Source organism: Thiocystis violacea (assembly GCF_016583565.1).
GTDB classification, from domain to species: Bacteria; Pseudomonadota; Gammaproteobacteria; order Chromatiales; family Chromatiaceae; genus Thiorhodococcus; species Thiorhodococcus violaceus_A.
Window position 1 is genome coordinate 1 of the sequence record NZ_NRRF01000023.1, and the last position, 17,711, is coordinate 17,711.

The 17,711-nt window shown below is 64.4% G+C and carries 18 protein-coding genes; 5 read left to right on the top strand and 13 right to left on the bottom strand.

Annotated elements, in window-relative coordinates:
* The 8 genes from CKO23_RS11170 to CKO23_RS11205 form a co-directional block, all read right to left on the bottom strand.
* Nucleotides 1–1,070 (bottom strand): ISAs1 family transposase (locus CKO23_RS11170; protein ID WP_200331033.1); only part of this gene is annotated, 1,070 nt, incomplete at its 3' end.
* A gap of 148 nt (nucleotides 1,071–1,218) precedes the next feature.
* Entirely contained in the window at nucleotides 1,219–2,265 is a 1,047-nt protein-coding gene (gene truD / locus CKO23_RS11175; RefSeq protein WP_200331149.1) for a tRNA pseudouridine(13) synthase TruD, read from the bottom strand.
* Between the two features lie 32 nt (nucleotides 2,266–2,297).
* On the bottom strand, nucleotides 2,298–2,777 hold the full coding sequence (gene ispF, locus CKO23_RS11180; RefSeq protein ID WP_200331035.1) for a 2-C-methyl-D-erythritol 2,4-cyclodiphosphate synthase: 480 nt from the start codon (nucleotides 2,775–2,777) through the stop codon (nucleotides 2,298–2,300).
* A 100-nt stretch (nucleotides 2,778–2,877) separates the two neighbouring features.
* Nucleotides 2,878–3,588: a 2-C-methyl-D-erythritol 4-phosphate cytidylyltransferase gene (gene ispD / locus CKO23_RS11185; protein WP_200331037.1), complete on the bottom strand. Its 711-nt coding sequence runs from the start codon at nucleotides 3,586–3,588 to the stop codon at nucleotides 2,878–2,880.
* A complete protein-coding gene (gene ftsB / locus CKO23_RS11190; RefSeq protein WP_200331039.1) occupies nucleotides 3,585–3,878 on the bottom strand; it encodes a cell division protein FtsB in 294 nt (97 codons plus the stop codon). Before ftsB ends, ispD begins: the two co-directional genes overlap by 4 nt.
* A gap of 60 nt (nucleotides 3,879–3,938) precedes the next feature.
* On the bottom strand, nucleotides 3,939–5,216 hold the full coding sequence (eno, locus tag CKO23_RS11195) for a phosphopyruvate hydratase (RefSeq protein ID WP_200331041.1): 1,278 nt from the start codon (nucleotides 5,214–5,216) through the stop codon (nucleotides 3,939–3,941).
* A gap of 373 nt (nucleotides 5,217–5,589) precedes the next feature.
* The gene (gene kdsA, locus CKO23_RS11200) at nucleotides 5,590–6,444 is read right to left on the bottom strand and encodes a 3-deoxy-8-phosphooctulonate synthase (protein WP_242482367.1); all 855 of its coding nucleotides are present in this window, start codon (nucleotides 6,442–6,444) and stop codon (nucleotides 5,590–5,592) included.
* Nucleotides 6,441–8,084, bottom strand: a complete 1,644-nt coding sequence (locus CKO23_RS11205) for a CTP synthase (protein ID WP_200331043.1) — start codon at nucleotides 8,082–8,084, stop codon at nucleotides 6,441–6,443. Before CKO23_RS11205 ends, kdsA begins: the two co-directional genes overlap by 4 nt.
* Before the next feature lie 269 nt (nucleotides 8,085–8,353).
* On the opposite strand from CKO23_RS11205, the gene fnr reads away from it, so the two are divergent.
* A complete protein-coding gene (gene fnr / locus CKO23_RS11210) occupies nucleotides 8,354–9,115 on the top strand; it encodes a fumarate/nitrate reduction transcriptional regulator Fnr (RefSeq protein WP_200331045.1) in 762 nt (253 codons plus the stop codon).
* A gap of 21 nt (nucleotides 9,116–9,136) precedes the next feature.
* Here the strand turns inward: fnr and dnaQ are convergent, their stop codons facing one another.
* From dnaQ to CKO23_RS11225, 3 genes are read right to left on the bottom strand one after another with little or no spacing between them, the layout of a single operon-like run.
* Nucleotides 9,137–9,862, bottom strand: coding sequence for a DNA polymerase III subunit epsilon (gene dnaQ, locus CKO23_RS11215; protein WP_200331047.1), 726 nt, complete (start codon nucleotides 9,860–9,862; stop codon nucleotides 9,137–9,139).
* Nucleotides 9,862–10,305 (bottom strand): ribonuclease HI, encoded by a 444-nt coding sequence (rnhA, locus tag CKO23_RS11220; protein ID WP_200331049.1) that lies wholly within the window; start codon nucleotides 10,303–10,305, stop codon nucleotides 9,862–9,864. The genes dnaQ and rnhA overlap by 1 nt, the downstream gene beginning before the upstream one ends.
* Nucleotides 10,298–11,002 (bottom strand): class I SAM-dependent methyltransferase, encoded by a 705-nt coding sequence (locus tag CKO23_RS11225; protein ID WP_346014599.1) that lies wholly within the window; start codon nucleotides 11,000–11,002, stop codon nucleotides 10,298–10,300. The genes rnhA and CKO23_RS11225 overlap by 8 nt, the downstream gene beginning before the upstream one ends.
* 253 nt (nucleotides 11,003–11,255) lie before the next feature.
* Here CKO23_RS11225 and CKO23_RS11230 point away from each other — a divergent pair, with 253 nt between their 5' ends.
* Nucleotides 11,256–12,698 carry a LysM peptidoglycan-binding domain-containing protein gene (locus tag CKO23_RS11230; protein WP_200331060.1) on the top strand — a complete coding sequence of 481 codons (1,443 nt, stop codon included), beginning with the start codon at nucleotides 11,256–11,258 and terminating at the stop codon, nucleotides 12,696–12,698.
* Between the two features lie 305 nt (nucleotides 12,699–13,003).
* Nucleotides 13,004–13,582 (top strand): L,D-transpeptidase family protein, encoded by a 579-nt coding sequence (locus CKO23_RS11235; protein WP_200331062.1) that lies wholly within the window; start codon nucleotides 13,004–13,006, stop codon nucleotides 13,580–13,582.
* 54 nt (nucleotides 13,583–13,636) lie between these two features.
* On the opposite strand, the gene CKO23_RS11240 is transcribed toward CKO23_RS11235, so the two are convergent.
* Both CKO23_RS11240 and CKO23_RS11245 read right to left on the bottom strand, forming a co-directional pair.
* Nucleotides 13,637–14,176 carry a cytochrome b gene (locus tag CKO23_RS11240; RefSeq protein ID WP_200331064.1) on the bottom strand — a complete coding sequence of 180 codons (540 nt, stop codon included), beginning with the start codon at nucleotides 14,174–14,176 and terminating at the stop codon, nucleotides 13,637–13,639.
* A 210-nt stretch (nucleotides 14,177–14,386) separates the two neighbouring features.
* Nucleotides 14,387–15,514, bottom strand: coding sequence for an extracellular catalytic domain type 1 short-chain-length polyhydroxyalkanoate depolymerase (locus CKO23_RS11245; protein WP_200331066.1), 1,128 nt, complete (start codon nucleotides 15,512–15,514; stop codon nucleotides 14,387–14,389).
* 253 nt (nucleotides 15,515–15,767) lie between these two features.
* Here CKO23_RS11245 and moaA point away from each other — a divergent pair, with 253 nt between their 5' ends.
* A complete protein-coding gene (gene moaA / locus CKO23_RS11250) occupies nucleotides 15,768–16,787 on the top strand; it encodes a GTP 3',8-cyclase MoaA (protein ID WP_200331068.1) in 1,020 nt (339 codons plus the stop codon).
* A 235-nt stretch (nucleotides 16,788–17,022) separates the two neighbouring features.
* The gene (folE, locus tag CKO23_RS11255; protein WP_200331070.1) at nucleotides 17,023–17,661 is read left to right on the top strand and encodes a GTP cyclohydrolase I FolE; all 639 of its coding nucleotides are present in this window, start codon (nucleotides 17,023–17,025) and stop codon (nucleotides 17,659–17,661) included.
* Nucleotides 17,662–17,711 lie beyond the last annotated feature (50 nt).

Here is a 17,711-nt window from a genome sequence, read left to right on the forward strand (position 1 = left end):
GCCTTGCGGCGCTTCTTGGACATGCGCTGCTTGGAGGGCTCTTGTTCCAGCAGATTCATGCAAAGGTGACGGATCGAGGTCAGAATCGCTGGAGCATGGCCTTTGCGGATGCGGCAGGCGTCTTCGCGAAAGAGGACATCCAAACGCCAGTGCAGGGGATTCTCCACCCCCCAATGGCCGCGCACCGCCTCGGCAAAACGCCCGGCCCGTGCCGGGATGGAATTGATGAAAAAGCGTCGTTCGAGGCTGTGATGCTCTCCGATCCAACATTCGCGCTCCACCATGCCGATGCTGTGCAGGCCCTTCCACTGTGCGCTTTCCGAGAGGGTGCCCAGCTCCTCGGTGATCCAGTACCGGCGCACTTCCAGGCGCCCATGGTCCTTGTCGGTCTCCTCGGTGTAATCGTAGGCAACACCCGCAAACTCACCGGCACGCGCGGTGTCGAAGAAGTCCTCGACCTCGTCGCGGAGCGTGCTCTGATTGCCTTTGAGTCCGAGGACGTAGTCGCCACCCTGCTCGATGATCTGCTCGGCGATCTTGGTCTGACAGCCCATCGCGTCGATGGTGACGATGCAGCCTTTGAGCTCAAGGAGTTCCAGCAACTTCGGGATGGCTGTGATCTCGTTGGATTTCTCCTCGGTGGCTTCTTGCCCCAGCACCAGTCGATTGCGGCTCCCCCAGGCGCTGACCATGTGCAGCGCCGCCTTGCCGCGGCGGCGATCACGCGAGCCACGTGCACTCTTGCCGTCGACGGCCACGATCTCCCCGTCGGTGACCGCGCTGATCGCGCGCGTCCAACTGACAAAACAGGCTTGAAAGGTCTTGGGATTTAGCCGCGAAATGACGCTGGCGATACAGTCGTGCGAGGGAATCCCGTTGGCAAACGGTGCGAACTTGCGCAACCACTCGAGTTTCTCTTTGCCGAATTCCTCCATCGCTTCCCAACCCTCGGCGCCACTGAGCATCGCGCAGACCACCAGCAACAGAATTTCCATGAGCGGATAACGTTTGTGGCGCTCGACGCGCGGGTCGTTAAGGGGGGCGAAATGATCGACAATACTGGCAGACATGGGAACCTCCTGAGGCTGTTTCCCGATAGACTGCCGCAACCGGTTCTTTTTGAAAAATATTATACGCGCTCGCCCTGACCATCCTAGCCACAAGGAGGGCAAGGCTTTTTTGAACTGCATCGCAAAGTCGGCACGCCAGGCGCGCCAATCATGGGTAGAGAAGGAGCTCGCGGAGCACCGTGGTGGCGTAGGCGCCAGCGGGCAGGCGCAGCTCCAGGATCAGGCCCGCGTCCGACTCCGTCGCCGTCAGGTCGTCCACACGCAACCGCAGCGCACGTCGCTCCTGCGTCAAGCCGGCACGGGCGAGCCCTTGGAGCCAGACCGAAAAAGGCGCAACGACCTCCTCCTCGAGCCGAGACACGGGGCCGCGGGTCGGCAGCTCGCCCTCGCCCCAGAGCGGACCACTGGGGTGCAGATCCATGGCGGCGGCGCGCGCAACCAGGGTGTCGTCGATCGTCTCCGCCACGAAGTGAGAGTGGCTGCCATCGAGCTGGAGACAATCGCCGGGTTGGGGCTGGTCCCAGCTCCCACGCCTCACCCGCTCGGCCAGGACCTCGTTGAAGACCTGCGAGCGGGCGGCCGAGAGCCAAAGACCCCGTTCGTGGCGCGGGACACGCCCAGCTGCGCCAGACAGAAGCGCATGCGCGCGGAGCAAATTGCCGTCGTCGTGCCCGAAGCGCTGTTCACCGAAATAGCCCGGCACACCACGCTCGCGGATCTGGCGCAGCCTGGATTGGAGCGCATCGGGCGCGGGGGCGAAATCACGAATCAGCAGACGAAAGCGATTTCCGGCGAGTGCGCCGCGCTTGAGCTTGCGCCGATGTGGATGCTCAGCCAAGACCTCGATACCCAGGGGCTCGAGACTCGCCCAGTCGGGGCGGCCCTCACGCGGTCGCGGCACGGAAAACCACTGGAGGGTGACGGCATGGCGATCCTTGAGGCCGGCGTAGCCGACCGTGGAGGCGGGAACCTGTACCAAGGCCGCGAGCTTGCGGGCCACCCACTCGGTATTGGCGCCCGTCTTGCGGACCCAGAGCAAGAGGTGATCGCCCTCCCCGTCCGGATCGAAACCCAGGATCTCCTCGACCTGAAAATCCTCCGCTGCGACACGGATGCGACCCTGGGCGAGCGGCTCACCATGGGCACGCGGCAGGTCGGGAACGCGGGTCCAGCCGGGGATCCCGGGATCGGGCATCTGGGGCGCGTCGCGGGGATCGAGCACCGCGCTCAGCTCCCCGACTCGGTTAGCAGAACGGAGGCGGACGCCGCGATGCCCTCGCCACGACCGGTGAAGCCCATCTGCTCCATGGTGGTCGCCTTGACGTTGACACGGGCCGGGTCGCAGCCCATGTCGCCCGCCAGGACTTCCCGCATGCCCGGAATGTGGGAGGCGAGCTTGGGGCGCTGGGCGATGATGGTCATGTCGGCGTTGTGCACGGCGAGCCCGCGCTCGCGCAGGCTCTCCATGACGCGCCGCAGCAGGATGCGGCTGTCGATGCCCGCATAGGCGTCGTCGGTATCCGGGAAGTGACGCCCGATGTCGCCGAGTCCGGCCGCGCCCAGCAGGGCATCGCAGAGGGCGTGGATGAGGACATCACCATCCGAGTGGGCGAGCATGCCTTGGTCGTGCGGGATCTCGACTCCGCCGAGCAGCAAGGGGCGACCAGGCGCAAAACGATGGGCATCGAAGCCCTGACCGATCAACATGGCTGAGTCTCCAGCCGCCAACTCGGGATCTCCAGCGGTGCCGAATGGCCCTGCCGCGAACGCCAGCGAGCGGACGACCTCTGCGGTGGCGGCAACAGCATCAGTCGATACGACCTTGCTGCCGCAGGTAGAAATGGGCGAGCGGAAGGTCTTCCGCCCGCGTGATCTTGATGTTGTCCGCGTGTCCCTCGACCAGGCGCGGGGCATGCCCGAGGCGCTCGATCGCCGAGGCATCGTCGGTCACCAGGTCATTGGCGGCCAGGGCGTCCCGCAGGGCATGGCGCAACAGACCCAGGCGAAACATCTGCGGCGTGTAGGCATGCCAGAGACCCGAGCGGTCCACGGTCCCGTCGATGCGCTGGCCGCCCTTCGCGCGCTTCATGGTGTCGCGCACCGGGATGCCGAGCAGCCCGCCGACAGGATCATCCAGGAGGCTGTCGACGAGCCGATCCAGATCCTCCAGACGCAGGCAGGGGCGCGCGGCATCATGGACCAGGATCCAATCCTCATCCTCGGCGCGACCGTCCAGCGCCATCACGGCATTGAGCACGGAATGGCAGCGCTCGGCCCCGCCCATGGCTCGCACGACCTTGGGATGCGTTGCATAGGCCGTGGCGTTCCAGTAGCCGTCCTCGGGCCCCAGGGCGACCACGACACCGCTGATCCTCGCGTGGCTGACGAACAGCGCCAGGGTGTGCTCGATGACGGTCCGACCCGCAAGCTCGAGATACTGCTTCGGGATGGCGCTGCCCATGCGGCGCCCCACCCCGGCGGCGGGCAGGATGGCCCAGAGTCTGACCGCGGGCGTCATGGCGTCGTCTCCGGCTTGGGCGGCTCGATGACCTGAAGGAAGGTCTCGCCGGGCTTGATCATTCCGAGCTCGCTCCGCGCACGTTCTTCCACCGCCTCCAGGCCGGCGTCCAGGTCCTCGACCTCGGCCTGAAGCTCTTGATTGCGCGCCCTCAGCCGCTTGATCTCGGCCTCCTGGAGGGCGATCTCCTGCTCGAGGCCATGGAGATCGGCCAAACTGCCCTCCCCGACCCACAGCCGGTATTGGAGGGCGCCCAACAGGACGACCAGGAAGAGGTACAGCCAGCGCATCGCGGGGCCTATTGGCTTAGCGCCCTGGATCGCATGGACCCAGGGCGAGACATGACGGGATCAGATCCACTTGAAGGCGTCGCGACCCGCATAGACGGCTTCATCCGCCAATTGGTCCTCGATCCGCATCAGCTGATTGTATTTCGCGACGCGGTCCGAGCGTGACAGCGAGCCGGTCTTGATCTGGCCGGTGCAGGCGCCGACGACCAAGTCCGCGATGGTCGTGTCCTCGGTCTCGCCGGAGCGGTGGGACACGACCGCCGTATAGCCGGCGCCATGCGCCATCGCGATGGCCTCCAGGGTCTCGGTCAGGGTGCCGATCTGGTTGACCTTGATGAGGATGGAGTTGGCAACGCCCTTGTCGATCGCCTCCTTGAGGATCTTCGTGTTGGTGACGAAGATGTCGTCGCCAACGATCTGGGTCTTTCCTCCCAGACGATCCGTGAGGCGCTTCCAACCGTCCCAATCGCCCTCGGCGAGCCCGTCCTCGATCGAGAGGATCGGGTACTTGGAGACCCATTGGTCGAGCAGATCGATCATGCCGTCGGAATCGAGGGTACGACCCTCGCCCTTGAGGACATACTTGCCGCCCTCGTAGAACTCGGAGGCGGCCACGTCCATGCCCAGATAGATGTCCGAGCCGACCTTGAAGCCCGCCTTTTCGATGGCCTCGAGGATGGCCTCGATCGCGGCCTCGTTGGACGGCAGATCGGGGGCGAAACCGCCCTCGTCACCCACCGAGGTGGCAAGCCCGCGGCCATGCAGGACGGCCTTGAGGGCGTGGAAGATCTCGGCACCGTAGCGCACGGCCTCGCGGATGCTCGGGGCACCGACGGGCATGATCATGAATTCCTGGAAGTCCACGCTATTGTCCGCGTGCTCGCCGCCATTGATGATGTTCATCATGGGCACGGGCAGCTTGTAGGGACCGCCCGAGAGCGACATGAAGAGCGGCAGCGCCTTCTCCTGCGCGGCGGCGTGGGCGGCGGCCAGGGACACGCCCAGGAGCGCATTGGCGCCGAGGCGGGCTTTGTTGTCGGTGCCGTCCAGCTCGATCATGCGGCGATCGAGCGCCTGCTGATCAGCGACCTCCATCCCGAGCACGGCCGCGCGCAGCTCGCCCTGGATGTTGCCAACGGCCGTGAGGACACCCTTGCCGCCGAAGCGGGACTTGTCGCCATCGCGAAGCTCGAGTGCCTCGCGCGAGCCCGTGGAGGCGCCGGAAGGGACGATGGCTCGGCCAATGGCGCCGTCAGCCGTGATGACATCGGCCTCAACCGTGGGATTGCCACGTGAGTCCAACACCTCGCGTGCGCGAACATCGACGATTTCAGACATAGTCTGGTTCTCCAAAGCAAGGAAAAAACGAAAGGACTGTGAGCGGCAAGGCGAGCGAGTCAAACCCTCAGAGCCAGGAGGCGGGTTGCCTCGGCCTGGACATGGCGTCGCTGCCTGCCAAACCATGGCTAGGATACATGGCCAGGGTCGAAAGGATTTCGCAGGATTGGCGGACGGTTCGATGGCGGGATTGCCCGATCCGATCGCCGACGCCTCCATCATCCTCAAGCACCCTGCAAAGACCGACGTATCCTGACCGAATTGCGATGAGACGGTAACACCTGCGAGTCGGCCTTCCGACGGACTCGCTGCCATGCAAGCGACGCATTCGCCGCACCCGCGAGAACCCGCAGTCTCTCAGGCGTTCAGGCGTTCAGGCGCTTCGAGCCGGGTCCCCCTGAAGCTCCGCGAAGCCGCCCGTCTTGACGAGACGGTCCAGCTCGACCAGGGTCGCGAGCAGCTCACGCATGCGCCCGAGCGGCCAGGCATTGGGGCCGTCGCTGAGGGCCTCGTCCGGACGCGGATGGGTCTCCATGAAGATCCCCGCCACCCCAGCCGCCACCGCCGCGCGCGCGAGCACCGGGACGAATTCGCGCTGGCCGCCGGAGCGATCCCCCTGTCCGCCCGGCAGCTGCACGGAATGGGTCGCATCGAAGACCACCGGACAACCGGTCTCGCGCATCACCGCCAGGGCACGCATATCCGAAACCAGGTTGTTGTAGCCAAAGGAGGCGCCGCGCTCGCACACCATGATCTGGTCGTTGCCGGTCGCGCGCGCCTTCTCGACGACATGGCGCATATCCCAAGGCGCCAGGAACTGACCCTTCTTGAGATTCACCGGCTTGCCCTGGCTCGCCACGGCTTGGATGAAGTTGGTCTGCCTGCAGAGGAAGGCCGGCGTCTGGAGCACATCCACGACGTCCGCGACCTCGCCAAGCGGCGTGTCTTCATGCACGTCGGTCAACACGGGCACGCCGATCCGCTCCCTGACCGACTCCAGGATCTTGAGCCCGGCTTCCAGGCCAGGTCCACGGAAGCTGCTGCCCGAGGAGCGATTGGCCTTGTCGAACGACGACTTGTAGATGAAGGGGATGGCGAGCGCGTCCGTCATCTCCTTGAGCGCCCCGGCCGTTTCCTGCGCCAATGCCTCGCTCTCGATGACGCAGGGTCCCGCAATGAGAAAGAGCGGGCGGTCGATTCCGACCTCGAATGGGCCGAGCCGCATCATGCGGCCTTGTCTCCAACCCGTGCGCGCTGCTCGAGGGCCGCTTGGACGAAGCCGGTGAAGAGCGCGTGTCCATCGCGTGGCGTCGAGGTGAACTCCGGATGGAACTGGCAGGCGATGAACCAGGGATGGTCGGGGATCTCGATGATCTCGACCAAACGGCTGTCGAGCGACCACCCGGAGAAACGCATCCCGGCGTCCTGCAGCTGATGGAGGTAGCCATTGTTGAACTCGTAGCGGTGGCGGTGGCGCTCGCGCACCTGCGCCTTGCCGTAGACCGCGCGGGCCAGGCTGCCCGGCTCGAGCCGGCAGTTCTGGCCGCCCAGACGCATGGAGCCGCCCAAGTCGTCCTCCGCGCTGCGCGTCTCGACCTTGCCGTGCTCGTCGCGCCACTCCTTGATGAGGGCGATGACGGGATGTGGCGACTGACGGTCGAGTTCGGTGCTGTGTGCCCCTTCCAGACCGGCCACGTGGCGCGCGTACTCGATCACCGCCACCTGCATCCCCAGACAGATGCCAAGGTAGGGGATGCGATGCTCGCGCGCATAGCGCACCGCCGCGATCTTACCCTCGATACCGCGCTCGCCGAAGCCGCCGGGAACCAGGATGGCATCCAGCCCCTCGAGACAGCCGGGGCCGTTCTTTTCGATCTCCTCGGAGTCCAGATAGAGGATCTTCACCTTGGTCCCGGTATGGACGCCGGCATGCGCCAGCGCCTCCGAGAGCGACTTGTAGGCCTCGGTCAGGTGCATGTACTTGCCGACCATTCCGATGCGCACCGACTGAGAGGGGTGATCGAAGCCCTCGAGCACCCGATCCCACTCGCCGAGGTCGGCTTCCGGCACGGTCAGCCCGAACTGGCGCACGACCAGCTCGTCGAGCTTCTGGGCGTGCAGCAGGCGCGGGATGCGGTAGATGTTGTCGGCATCCACCGCGGAGATGACGGCGTCCTCCGCAACATTGGTGAAGAGCGCGATCTTGCGCCGTTCGTCGTCGGGGAGATTGTGCTCGGCACGACACAGCAGGATGTCCGGCTGGATACCGATGGAGCGCAGCTCCTTCACCGAGTGCTGGGTCGGCTTGGTCTTGATCTCGCCGGCGGTGCGGATATAGGGCACCAGGGTCAGGTGCATGAAGAGCGCATTCTCACGCCCCTCCTCCACCCGCATCTGACGGATCGCCTCCAGGAAGGGCAGCGACTCGATGTCGCCCACGGTGCCGCCGATCTCGACCATGGCGATGTCCGCGCCCTGCGCGCCCAGACGGATGCTCTGCTTGATCTCGTCCGTGATGTGCGGAATCACCTGGACGGTGCGGCCCAGGTAATCGCCCCGGCGCTCCTTGCGGATGACACTCTCGTAGATCTGTCCAGTCGTGAAATTATTGTTGCGCCCCATGCGGGTGCGCAGGAAACGCTCGTAGTGCCCAAGGTCCAGATCGGTCTCGGCGCCGTCGTCGGTGACGTACACCTCGCCATGCTGGAAGGGGCTCATGGTGCCCGGATCCACGTTGATGTAGGGGTCGAGCTTGATCATGGTGACCCGAAGCCCACGGGCTTCGAGCAGGGCCCCGAGCGAGGCTGAGGCAATACCTTTTCCCAGCGATGAGACGACACCGCCGGTGATAAAAATAAACTTTGTCATAGGAAGCAGAGGGAGGGTCGAGAGTAGTGGCCCGAATAGCCGCACAACTTACCAAAATGGCCGCATGGGCTCAATCCAGACGCTCATGAATGGCACGCTGTCGGCGGCTTTTGCGGAGCCCGTCGAAGGTCGTCGGCCGAGCACGGCCGTACACGCTTTAATGCTCTTGTAATCTGATATCGATCAGGTTACAAAATAATAAGTTTTGATCCAGATCAAACACTCGCCCCTTTGTCGAACCGTCGATGAATGCGATTGAGGACGGTCTCTTGAGCCAGCAAAAAGTGATTTCGCTAGAAACCATACGCGTCGCTTGCAAGAACTGTAGCTTGTCGTCGTTGTGTCTTCCCATGGGACTTAGCCAGGAGGACGTGGAGCGACTCGACGACATCGTCAAACGGGCGCGACCCCTGCACCGCGGGGATTACCTCTTCCGCGAAGGCGATCGCTTCAGATCCCTGTATGTCGTGAAGACCGGTTCCGTAAAGACCTTCGCACCCAGTCCGGAAGGCAGCGAGCAGGTGCTCGGCTTCCACCTGCCCGGCGAACTCATCGGTCTCGACGCCATCGATAAGGACATCCATGCCTGCTCCGCGCGGGTGCTCGAAACCTCCGCCATCTGCGAAGTCCCCTTCGCTCACCTTGAGGAGCTGACGGCCAGCATCCCCAGCCTGCAGCACCAGATGTACCGGTTGCTGAGCAAGGAGATCAGTCAGGATACGGAAATGCTCCTACTGCTCGGCAAGAAGAACGCCGAAGAGCGCCTCGCCGCCTTCCTGCTGAGCCTCTCGCAGCGACTGCACAAGCGTGGCCTCTCGCCATCGGACTTCTACCTCAGCATGTCCAGGCACGAAATCGGCAACTACCTCGGGCTCGCCGTCGAGACCGTCAGCCGACTCTTCACCCGATTCCAGGAAGACGGCCTCATGCAGGTCGACCGCAAACACATCCAACTTCTCAACCTTCCCGCGCTAGAGACACTCGTCGTCGGCTCGGACCAGGGTCGCCGCCAGCAGCAACAGCCAGGCTAGCCTCGCTCCCGCCATCAGCCTTCAGCCATTCTCCTCGCGAAGCCAGAGACAGCCATCCGAGCTGGCAGCCGCAATGGCTGCAAGCCGCTCGGCGTGGGCCTCACAGGCCGCCGCATCGGCGCGCACGACCCGCAACCGCGGCCGATTCGGGTCGATGCGCCCGCGATGCTGCAACCGCGCCTCGGAGCCGGTCTCCTCCAGGGGATCGCCACCGAGGTGCAGGGCCACCTGCCCACCGGTCATCGCGCGGTAGACGTCCGCCAGAATCTCGGCATCGAGCAAGGCGCCGTGCAGCTCGCGGTGCGAGTTATCCACGGAGTAACGCTTACAGAGGGCGTCCAGGCCATTACGCTGCCCCGGATGGAGCTTGCGCGCCATGACGAGGGTGTCTGTCACCTCACAGAGGTCGGCGATGGCGGGGACATCCTTGCGCCAGAGCCGCAGCTCATGATCGAGGAACCCGACATCGAAGGGGGCGTTGTGAATGATGAGTTCGGCGCCCTCGATGTACTGGACGAAACGCTCGGCGATCTCGGCGAAGCGTGGCTTATCGGCCAGGAAGGCATTGCTGATCCCGTGCACCTCCTCGGCGCCGGCGTCGATCTCCCGATCCGGCTGCAGGTACTGGTGGAAGTTGTTATGGGTCAGGCGCCGATCGATCAGCTCGACGCAGCCGATCTCGATGATTCGATGACCTTCCCGAGGTTCAAGCCCTGTGGTCTCGGTATCGAGGACGATTTGACGCATCAGCGACGACTCCGTTGCGGGATTCCACGATTGGCCAGCGCGTCGGCGCGCTCGTTCTCGGCATGACCCGCATGCCCCTTGACCCAGCGCCAGCTCACCTCATGCCCAGCCAAGGCGGCATCGAGCCGCTCCCAGAGATCCTTGTTCTTGACGGGCTTGCGCTCGGCGGTCATCCAGCCGTTGCGTTTCCATCGCGGCATCCACTCACCGACGCCGCGCTTGACATACTGCGAGTCCGTCGTGATTTGGATGCAGGTCGTGTGCTTCAGGGATTCGAGGGCGACGATGACGGCCATCAGCTCCATCCGATTGTTGGTCGTCTCGGACTCTCCACCGCACAACTCCTTCTCCACCTCACCCCAGCGCAGCAGCACGCCCCATCCGCCCGGACCCGGGTTGCCCTTGCAGGCGCCGTCCGTAAATGCCTCGACGCACTCAGGCATGCCCCGTCCCCCGCGTGGTCGGACGAACGGCACGGCCCGCAAGCAAGGCGCTCGGCTTGGCGCGCAGCGGCTTGACCGGGGTCAGTGTGGCGACGCGCTTGACGGCGCGGATCACATAGATACTGCCGAAAAAGGGCCAGAGACGCCGACCCAAGGTGTCCAAGGCTGCACAGCGGCGCCCAACCATCGCTCCAAACGGGGGACAGAACATCAGAAACTCTCGCACCTCGATATCGAACCCACGCTCGCCCAACCACTCCTCGACACGCCAGGCCAGGTAGAACCGTCCGCACCAGGGCAGACGCCCCTTGGACCGCCACAACAGGCGGCGCACCCCCCAGGCGCTGAGTGCGTTGAACCCCACCACGATGACGCGACCCTCCGGAATCAGCACACGCTCGACCTCGTCGAGAACGGCCCGCGGCTCGGGAGAGAAGTCCAGCGTGTGTGGCAGGAGCACGGCGTCGACACTGTCGGAAGCAATCGGCAACTGCGCCGGGAGCCCGACGATGCTGCCGCTCGCGCACGCAGGACTCGCGCACTCAGGAAACGACGCGACGGGCAGACGAATCCGATGCCGGATGCGACTCGACGCGAGCGCCGCGTCGAAACCGTCCGACACACCGACCTGGACCAGATAGTAGCCGAAGGTATTGGCCAGCAAACGCTGAATCGAGGCAGATTCCAACCTCGCCACTTCCCCGCCAAGGGGTGAACGAAACCACTCGTCCAATGCTCGGAGCGACGGTACGGAGCCGGGTTCGACAGTCATGCAGGTGCCTCGTGTGGGAGCACATGGTAACCGTGAACGTCGTCGATGTCCTGACGGCAAATGGCCAGTATCCGCGCAGCGGGTCTGGAATTAACGCAAGGCTTTGCGTATGATGCGGAGGCAAATATCATAATGTTTCGCTCGAACAAAGAGTTACAAACATTCGACCGGGGTTCTCATGTCAGAAGTCAGCCTTCTGCGGCGCTCAGCCATTGTTCTGAGTGCCCTCGCCTTGCCAATCCTTGCCGGCTGCGCCGCCAAGACAGATGTCACAGCGATCGATGAGGGCGGCTACTATGGCGCCTACGCGGGTGCGGTGTCGGCCCGCGAGTACGGTTATGTAAGACCCGCCAACGACGTCAGGGTCTCTGCTCAAACGCGGCTCGCAAGCCGCGATCAGCGCGGCGATCTCTGGTATCGGGTGCGCGCTGGCATGCAGCTCGATCTGCGCGCGGATTCACGCATCGACAGCACGGTGGAGCGCTTTCGCCGCGACCCCAGGTTCCTCGAGAAGATGTCCCAGCGGGCCTCGCCCTATCTACCGGTGATCGTCGCCGAGATCGAGCGTCGAGGATTTCCGATGGAGCTTGCGCTCCTCCCACACGTGGAAAGTCGCTACAACCCCTCGGCGACCTCGCCGAAGGCAGCTGCCGGCATGTGGCAGTTCATGCCTTATACAGCACGCGAGATGGGCCTGCGCCTCGACGGCGGCTATGACGAGCGTCGCGACGTGGTCGCCTCCACCCGAGCCGCCATGGACTACCTGGAGATGCTGAGCAAGCGCTTCGGCGGCGACTGGGAGCTGGCGATGGCCGCTTACAATTGCGGTCCCGGGCGGATCGAATCCGCCCAGGCGGCGAATCGACGCCAGGGAAAACCGACCGATTTCTGGTCGCTCAATCTGCCGAAAGAGACCCAGAACTACGTTCCCCAGATTCTCGCAACGGCCAAGCTGGTCGCGGATTCACGCAAATACGGCCAGCGGCTGCCGGCGATTGCCGACACCCTGCAGATGGAGATGATCCGCGCCAGCGAGCCCATGGATCTCGTCCGGGTCGCCAAGGCCAGCGGTGTCGACATCTCCGAGCTCAAGCGCCTCAATCCCGGGGTGAACATGGGCAAGAATGGCGGTCCGCGCATCTCCAAGCTCATGGTCCCGGCTGGCCATGGCAGTAAGATCAGCGCTGCCTCCTCCAAGATCGAGGTCGGCCCCACCGGAGCACCCGCCACATCCCGCGGCGCCGTTCGCATCCAGCAGCGTCAGCCTGCGCTCGCCGCATCCTCCCTCAACGACGTTCAAGCGCATGTCGTCAAGAATGGCGAAACGCTCGCGGCCATCGCACTGCGGCATGGCTTGGACCTCAAGACCCTGGCCGAATGGAACGGCATCTCCTCGCGCGAGCCGCTGCTTCCCGGCCAAACGCTCAACATCCCGGCCCGCCGCGCCTCCCCGGATCTGGTCAACCACAGGGTCCGCAAGGGTGACTCCGTTTCGACGATCGCGCGTCGCTATGGTGTCAGCCCCTCCGATATTCGGCGCTGGAACCATCTTGCCGACAACCGTTTGAAAACAGGTGACACCGTCCGTATCTACCGGCGCGGAGAGGCATCATCCTCCTGATCGCGTACGGTGGCCAATGGGCCAGTCGTGCGTCGCTCAAGACTGGACAGCAGGAATGCTGATGGGCTCCACCTGAGAGCCCATCAGGACCTCCTGAAGCCAGATTCCCTGCGCCCCCCCACCAACGGCGAGAACCACATCCGCCGTCTCAGGCATCGGACGTTTTCGATCGCCCCCAAGCGCACGCCAGCGCACCCTTGATCACGCCCCTCTCGAATCGCTGGTTTGCGCCCAAGGCCATCCAGATCTGGACGCGGCTCCACGCGTTCGAACGCATGTTGGTGTCCGAGGATGCCCTGGCATCGATGAGCCGACTCAGCCTCACCAAGACGGCGACACATCCCTTTCTCCTGGCACTGCTGTTAGCCTGCAGTCACACAAGCCTCGACGCCATGTCCATGCTGCCCCTGCCGACACTTGGGCACTCCACGACGGCGGCTGCACCCTTGTCCCCACCCGCGTCCGGCATGGCCGATCGGGTCGTCGTCAAGAAGGGGGAACGCAGGCTCTACCTCATGCAGGGCGACCGACCGATCCGCTCCTATCCGATCGCGCTTGGCTTCAAACCGACGGGGCACAAACGGCAGCGCGGTGACGGACGCACCCCCGAGGGCCGCTACCAGCTGGACTGGAAGAACCCTCAAAGCAGTTTCCACAAGTCATTGCATGTCTCCTACCCCAACCAGCGCGATCGCATGCGCGCCGCCTTCCGAGGGGTTGCGGCGGGCGGCATGATCATGATCCATGGGCAGCCCAATCGCCGAAGACCGCCGGATCCCATCGAGGGCGATTGGACGCAAGGCTGTATCGCCGTGTCCAATGAGGCCATCGACGACATCTGGAGGCTCACGGCGAGCGGGACACCGATCGAGATCCTGCCGTAAGCGCTGCCAGCGGCCAAACCACCTCATCCGCCGACAGGCTCACCGCAAGCGCCGCTACCAGGGCAGCATGCGACGCAGGCCGTTGTCCTTCAGCACGTACTGATGCCAGAGCGCGGCGACCACATGCAGCCCGATCAGGACATAGAGAAAGATCTCCATCGGCTCGCCATGGAAGACATCTTCCATCAGCTCATGCAGACCCTGCATCTGGCCCGTGACGGAGGGGATCTGCAGTCCGAAGAAGTTTGCCGCATAGTCCTTGGAGGCGACCCGGAGATAGCCAAAGATGGGCACCAGCAAGGTGGACAGATTCAGGAGCACATGGGCAGCGTTCGCCGCAACTTGACTCCATTTCGGGGCGTCGATCAACACCGGCGGCGGCACCAGCTTGCGCCAGCCCAAGCGCGCAATCGTCAGCAGAAAGACCAGAATACCCAGTGACATATGGAGCCCGAGCCAGACAGACTCGGATTCCTCCGGCACCATTTCACGGATCGTGTTGGTCACGAAAAGCCCCAACAACAGGAGCGCGATCAACCAGTGGAACCCCTGCGCGACCAGTCCGTAGCGCTCGACCTTGACCTCTTGACCCATGAGCCGACATCCTCAATGTGACGTGAAGAAAACCATGAGTTTCCCATGGGATTGTGCAAAGACAAAGCGCCACGACGACGGCCAGGCTTCTGCACCGGGCGGTTCATCGCGCCGCTTGAGTCAAATTCGAGCGAGGGCGAGATGGCGCTCGCCCCTTGCAACGAACATGGGGCAGTTGGCATCCAGGCAAAACACGAGGCCGTGGACGGTTCAAGGCACTGACAGAAAGAAACGCAGCATCGCTTGCGAGGCGTCTGGCCCCTCTGGCTCCGAGAAGCGACCCGTCACGTCCCCACCGGACCAGCCATGCCCGAGCCCGTTCAGGGTCCAAAGCTCCGCCCTCAACACCCCAGCGCCATCAAAATAGCGCGCGCGGCTGCAGCCTGAGCCACCCGCGGACACCAGCGCCTCGCGCTCCACGCGGATTGGCCCCGCGCCCCCCTCGCGATCGGGCAGAAATTGCGCGACGAGCGGCGCCGCGTTGGCGGGATGCACCGTCATGTCCGCGTCGCCCTGAAACACGATGACAGGGACCGGCCGCACCGCACGCGGGGATTGCTCACGCCCACTCGGCCCCTGCGCCATGACCGACATGGCCGAGACCATGTCCTGGGCGGCGGCATACCGCACCCCAGAGTGAACCCCGACGGCGGCGAAGAGATCCGGATAGATCGCGGCTAGCGTCGCCGCCATCGCGCCACCCGCGGAGAAGCCGGCCACGAAGACGCGCGCATGGTCGGCGTCGAGCGACGCGACGACCTGCCGCGTCATACCGGCAAGGATGCCGGGCTCGCCGGCGTCCCGGCGCTGATGCTCAGGGCTATACCAGTTCCAGCAGCCCGAGACATTGGCGCCGAGCGATTGCGCTGGATAAAGAACCACCAGGCCCTCGACTTCCGCCAACCCGTTCATGCGGGTGACCGCCGCGAAGTCCTCGGGATCCTGGGCGCAGCCGTGCAGCATGACGAGGAGCGGCGGCTTGACGTCCAGTCGGCGCTCTGGGACGAACAGCCTGTAGTCGCGCGAGCCTGCCGTGTTGGAATAGCTCCCGCGCGTGAAGCCCCGCATGGGCCGCGCCCCATCGACGCGGCGCACAGCGTCGGGGCTTGGCGCATCCGGTTGCACAGCTGTCTTGCCAGCGCCCGCGCCAGGCTGAGGCCCCGCGGCCGCCCCCGCGACGGATTGGGCGTCGTCCGCGACACTAGAGGTTTGTGCGGCGGCGAGATCCAGCGAGCAACCCGTCAGAGCGCGCTGCATGAGCGCAGTCGCTTCGGAGAGGCGACCCGCCTGGGTCAGTCGAGTCGCCTCGGCGATCGCGGCCTTCAAGGTTTCGTTCACCGACCGACACCAACCAAGAACCGCCTTGTCCAGCGACGCGGTTCTTGGACGAGCTGACATGCGACGTTGAATTCCATGCGCCCTAGTAACGCAGAGACATCGCGCACGTCAACGCGAATCGTCCGACTGGTGTCCCGGAGGGGACGCGCAAGCCCGTCGTTTTGTCGGGTTGCCGGACACATAGACTCCTGCGAGAGTAGACGACAGAAGAACGAGCGGACTTGCGGTCCGCCGGCCCCGAGGAGCCTGCCCCATGCCACTGCCACCGCACACTCACACGACCCAGCCCCCTCTGCAGGACCGGTTCGGGCGACAGGTGACCTATGTCCGTTTGTCGATCACGGATCGCTGCGATCTGCGATGCGTCTATTGCATGCACGAAGACATGCGGTTCTTGCCGCGCAATCAGCTCTTGACGCTTGAGGAGACGGCCCGGCTCGGCCGATGTTTCAGCGAGCTTGGCGTCACCCGCTTCCGCATCACGGGTGGCGAGCCCCTGATGCGCCGAAACGCCCTTTGGCTGTTCGAGCAGCTCGGCGCCCAGCCGGGTATCGAGGATCTGAGCCTGACCACCAATGGGACGCAGCTCGCACGCTTCGCCCAGTCCCTCAAAGACGCCGGCGTCACCCGCGTCAACATCAGTCTGGATTCGCTGCAACCCCAACGCTTCAGGCGCATCACGCGACTTGGTGACATCGGCAAGACGCTGTCAGGGATCGAGGCGGCGATGCGCGCCGGTTTTCGGCGCATCAAGCTCAACGCCGTCATCTTGAAGCACCGCAATCACGACGAAGTCCTGGATCTGACAGGCTTCGCCATCGAGCGCGGTCTCGACATCAGCTTCATCGAGGAGATGCCGCTCGGCTTGATCGGCGAGCATGACCGCGCCGAGGCCTTCTACCCCAGCGACGCGATCCGAGCACAGCTCGAAAGCCGCTTCGAGCTGGTTCCCACCATCGAGTCGACCGGCGGACCCTCCAAGTACTACCGGATCGTCGGCGAAGAGACGCGCGTCGGCTTCATCTCCCCGCACAGCCACAACTTTTGCGCCGACTGCAATCGCGTACGCGTCACCGCGGAAGGCCGCCTGCTGCTCTGCCTCGGGCAAGCCTATTCGGCCGATCTGCGTCGCAGTCTGCGCGCCCACCCAACCGACGACCAACGGGTCAAGGAAGCCATGGTCGCGGCAATGGACCTCAAGCCACGCGGACACGCCTTCGAGCTCGGTGGCACGCCAGTGCTCGTCCGGCATATGAACATGACCGGGGGTTGAAGTCGGAACGTCGCCCGCTCGACCGAATCACAGCATCCGGCGGACCGCTGTGCCTCGCCGAGCCTTCAGTGCACTGCGCCAGCGTCTCGCCCCCCTCGGCGGCGACCCCTCTGGGAATCGCCTCGCCTTCTAATTCCGTCGATCAGCCCCACTCTGCTGAACAGAAGGCGAACAGATCCTGACGTCAGCCGCGACCCCGATCTCACTGGGAGCGCGCAAGGAAAGAGGCGATACCATGTCCGACAAGTCACAGCTATCCAAGATGATCGCGCGCAGCCGCTACGCGACCAGTTTCGAGCCCGAGCCGGAGGAAGAGGTCTACGATGCGGGCAAGGAGACCCTCGTGCGCAGCATGCTGTGCGAGATCGGCGAAGACCCGAATCGCGAAGGCTTGAGGCGAACGCCCCTGCGGGTCGCCAAGGCGATGGACTTCCTGACCAGCGGCTACAGCCTGTCCGCCGAAGAGATCATCAAGGGCGCCATCTTCGAGGAAGACGTCAAGGAGATGGTGATCGTCCGCGACATCGAGTTCTACTCCATGTGCGAGCACCACATGCTGCCCTTCTTCGGCCATGCGCACGTCGGCTACCTGCCCAACGGCCATGTGGTTGGCCTGAGCAAGGTCGCCCGCGTCGTCGATGTCTTCGCCCGCCGCCTCCAGGTTCAGGAGCGCCTCACCAGTCAGGTCGCCGATGCCTTGATGGAGCACCTCGGCGCGCACGGCGTCGCGGTCGTCATCGAAGCCAGTCACACCTGCATGATGATGCGCGGGGTCCAGAAACAGCGCAGCACAACCGTCTCCAGCGCGATGCGCGGCGCCTTCCAGGACGATCCAATGACCCGCTCGGAGTTCATGTCGTTCATCAAGAGCTGACAGAGGCCATCGCGGCGCGCCAGGGCTGCTCGACCCGACCGCGGGCATTA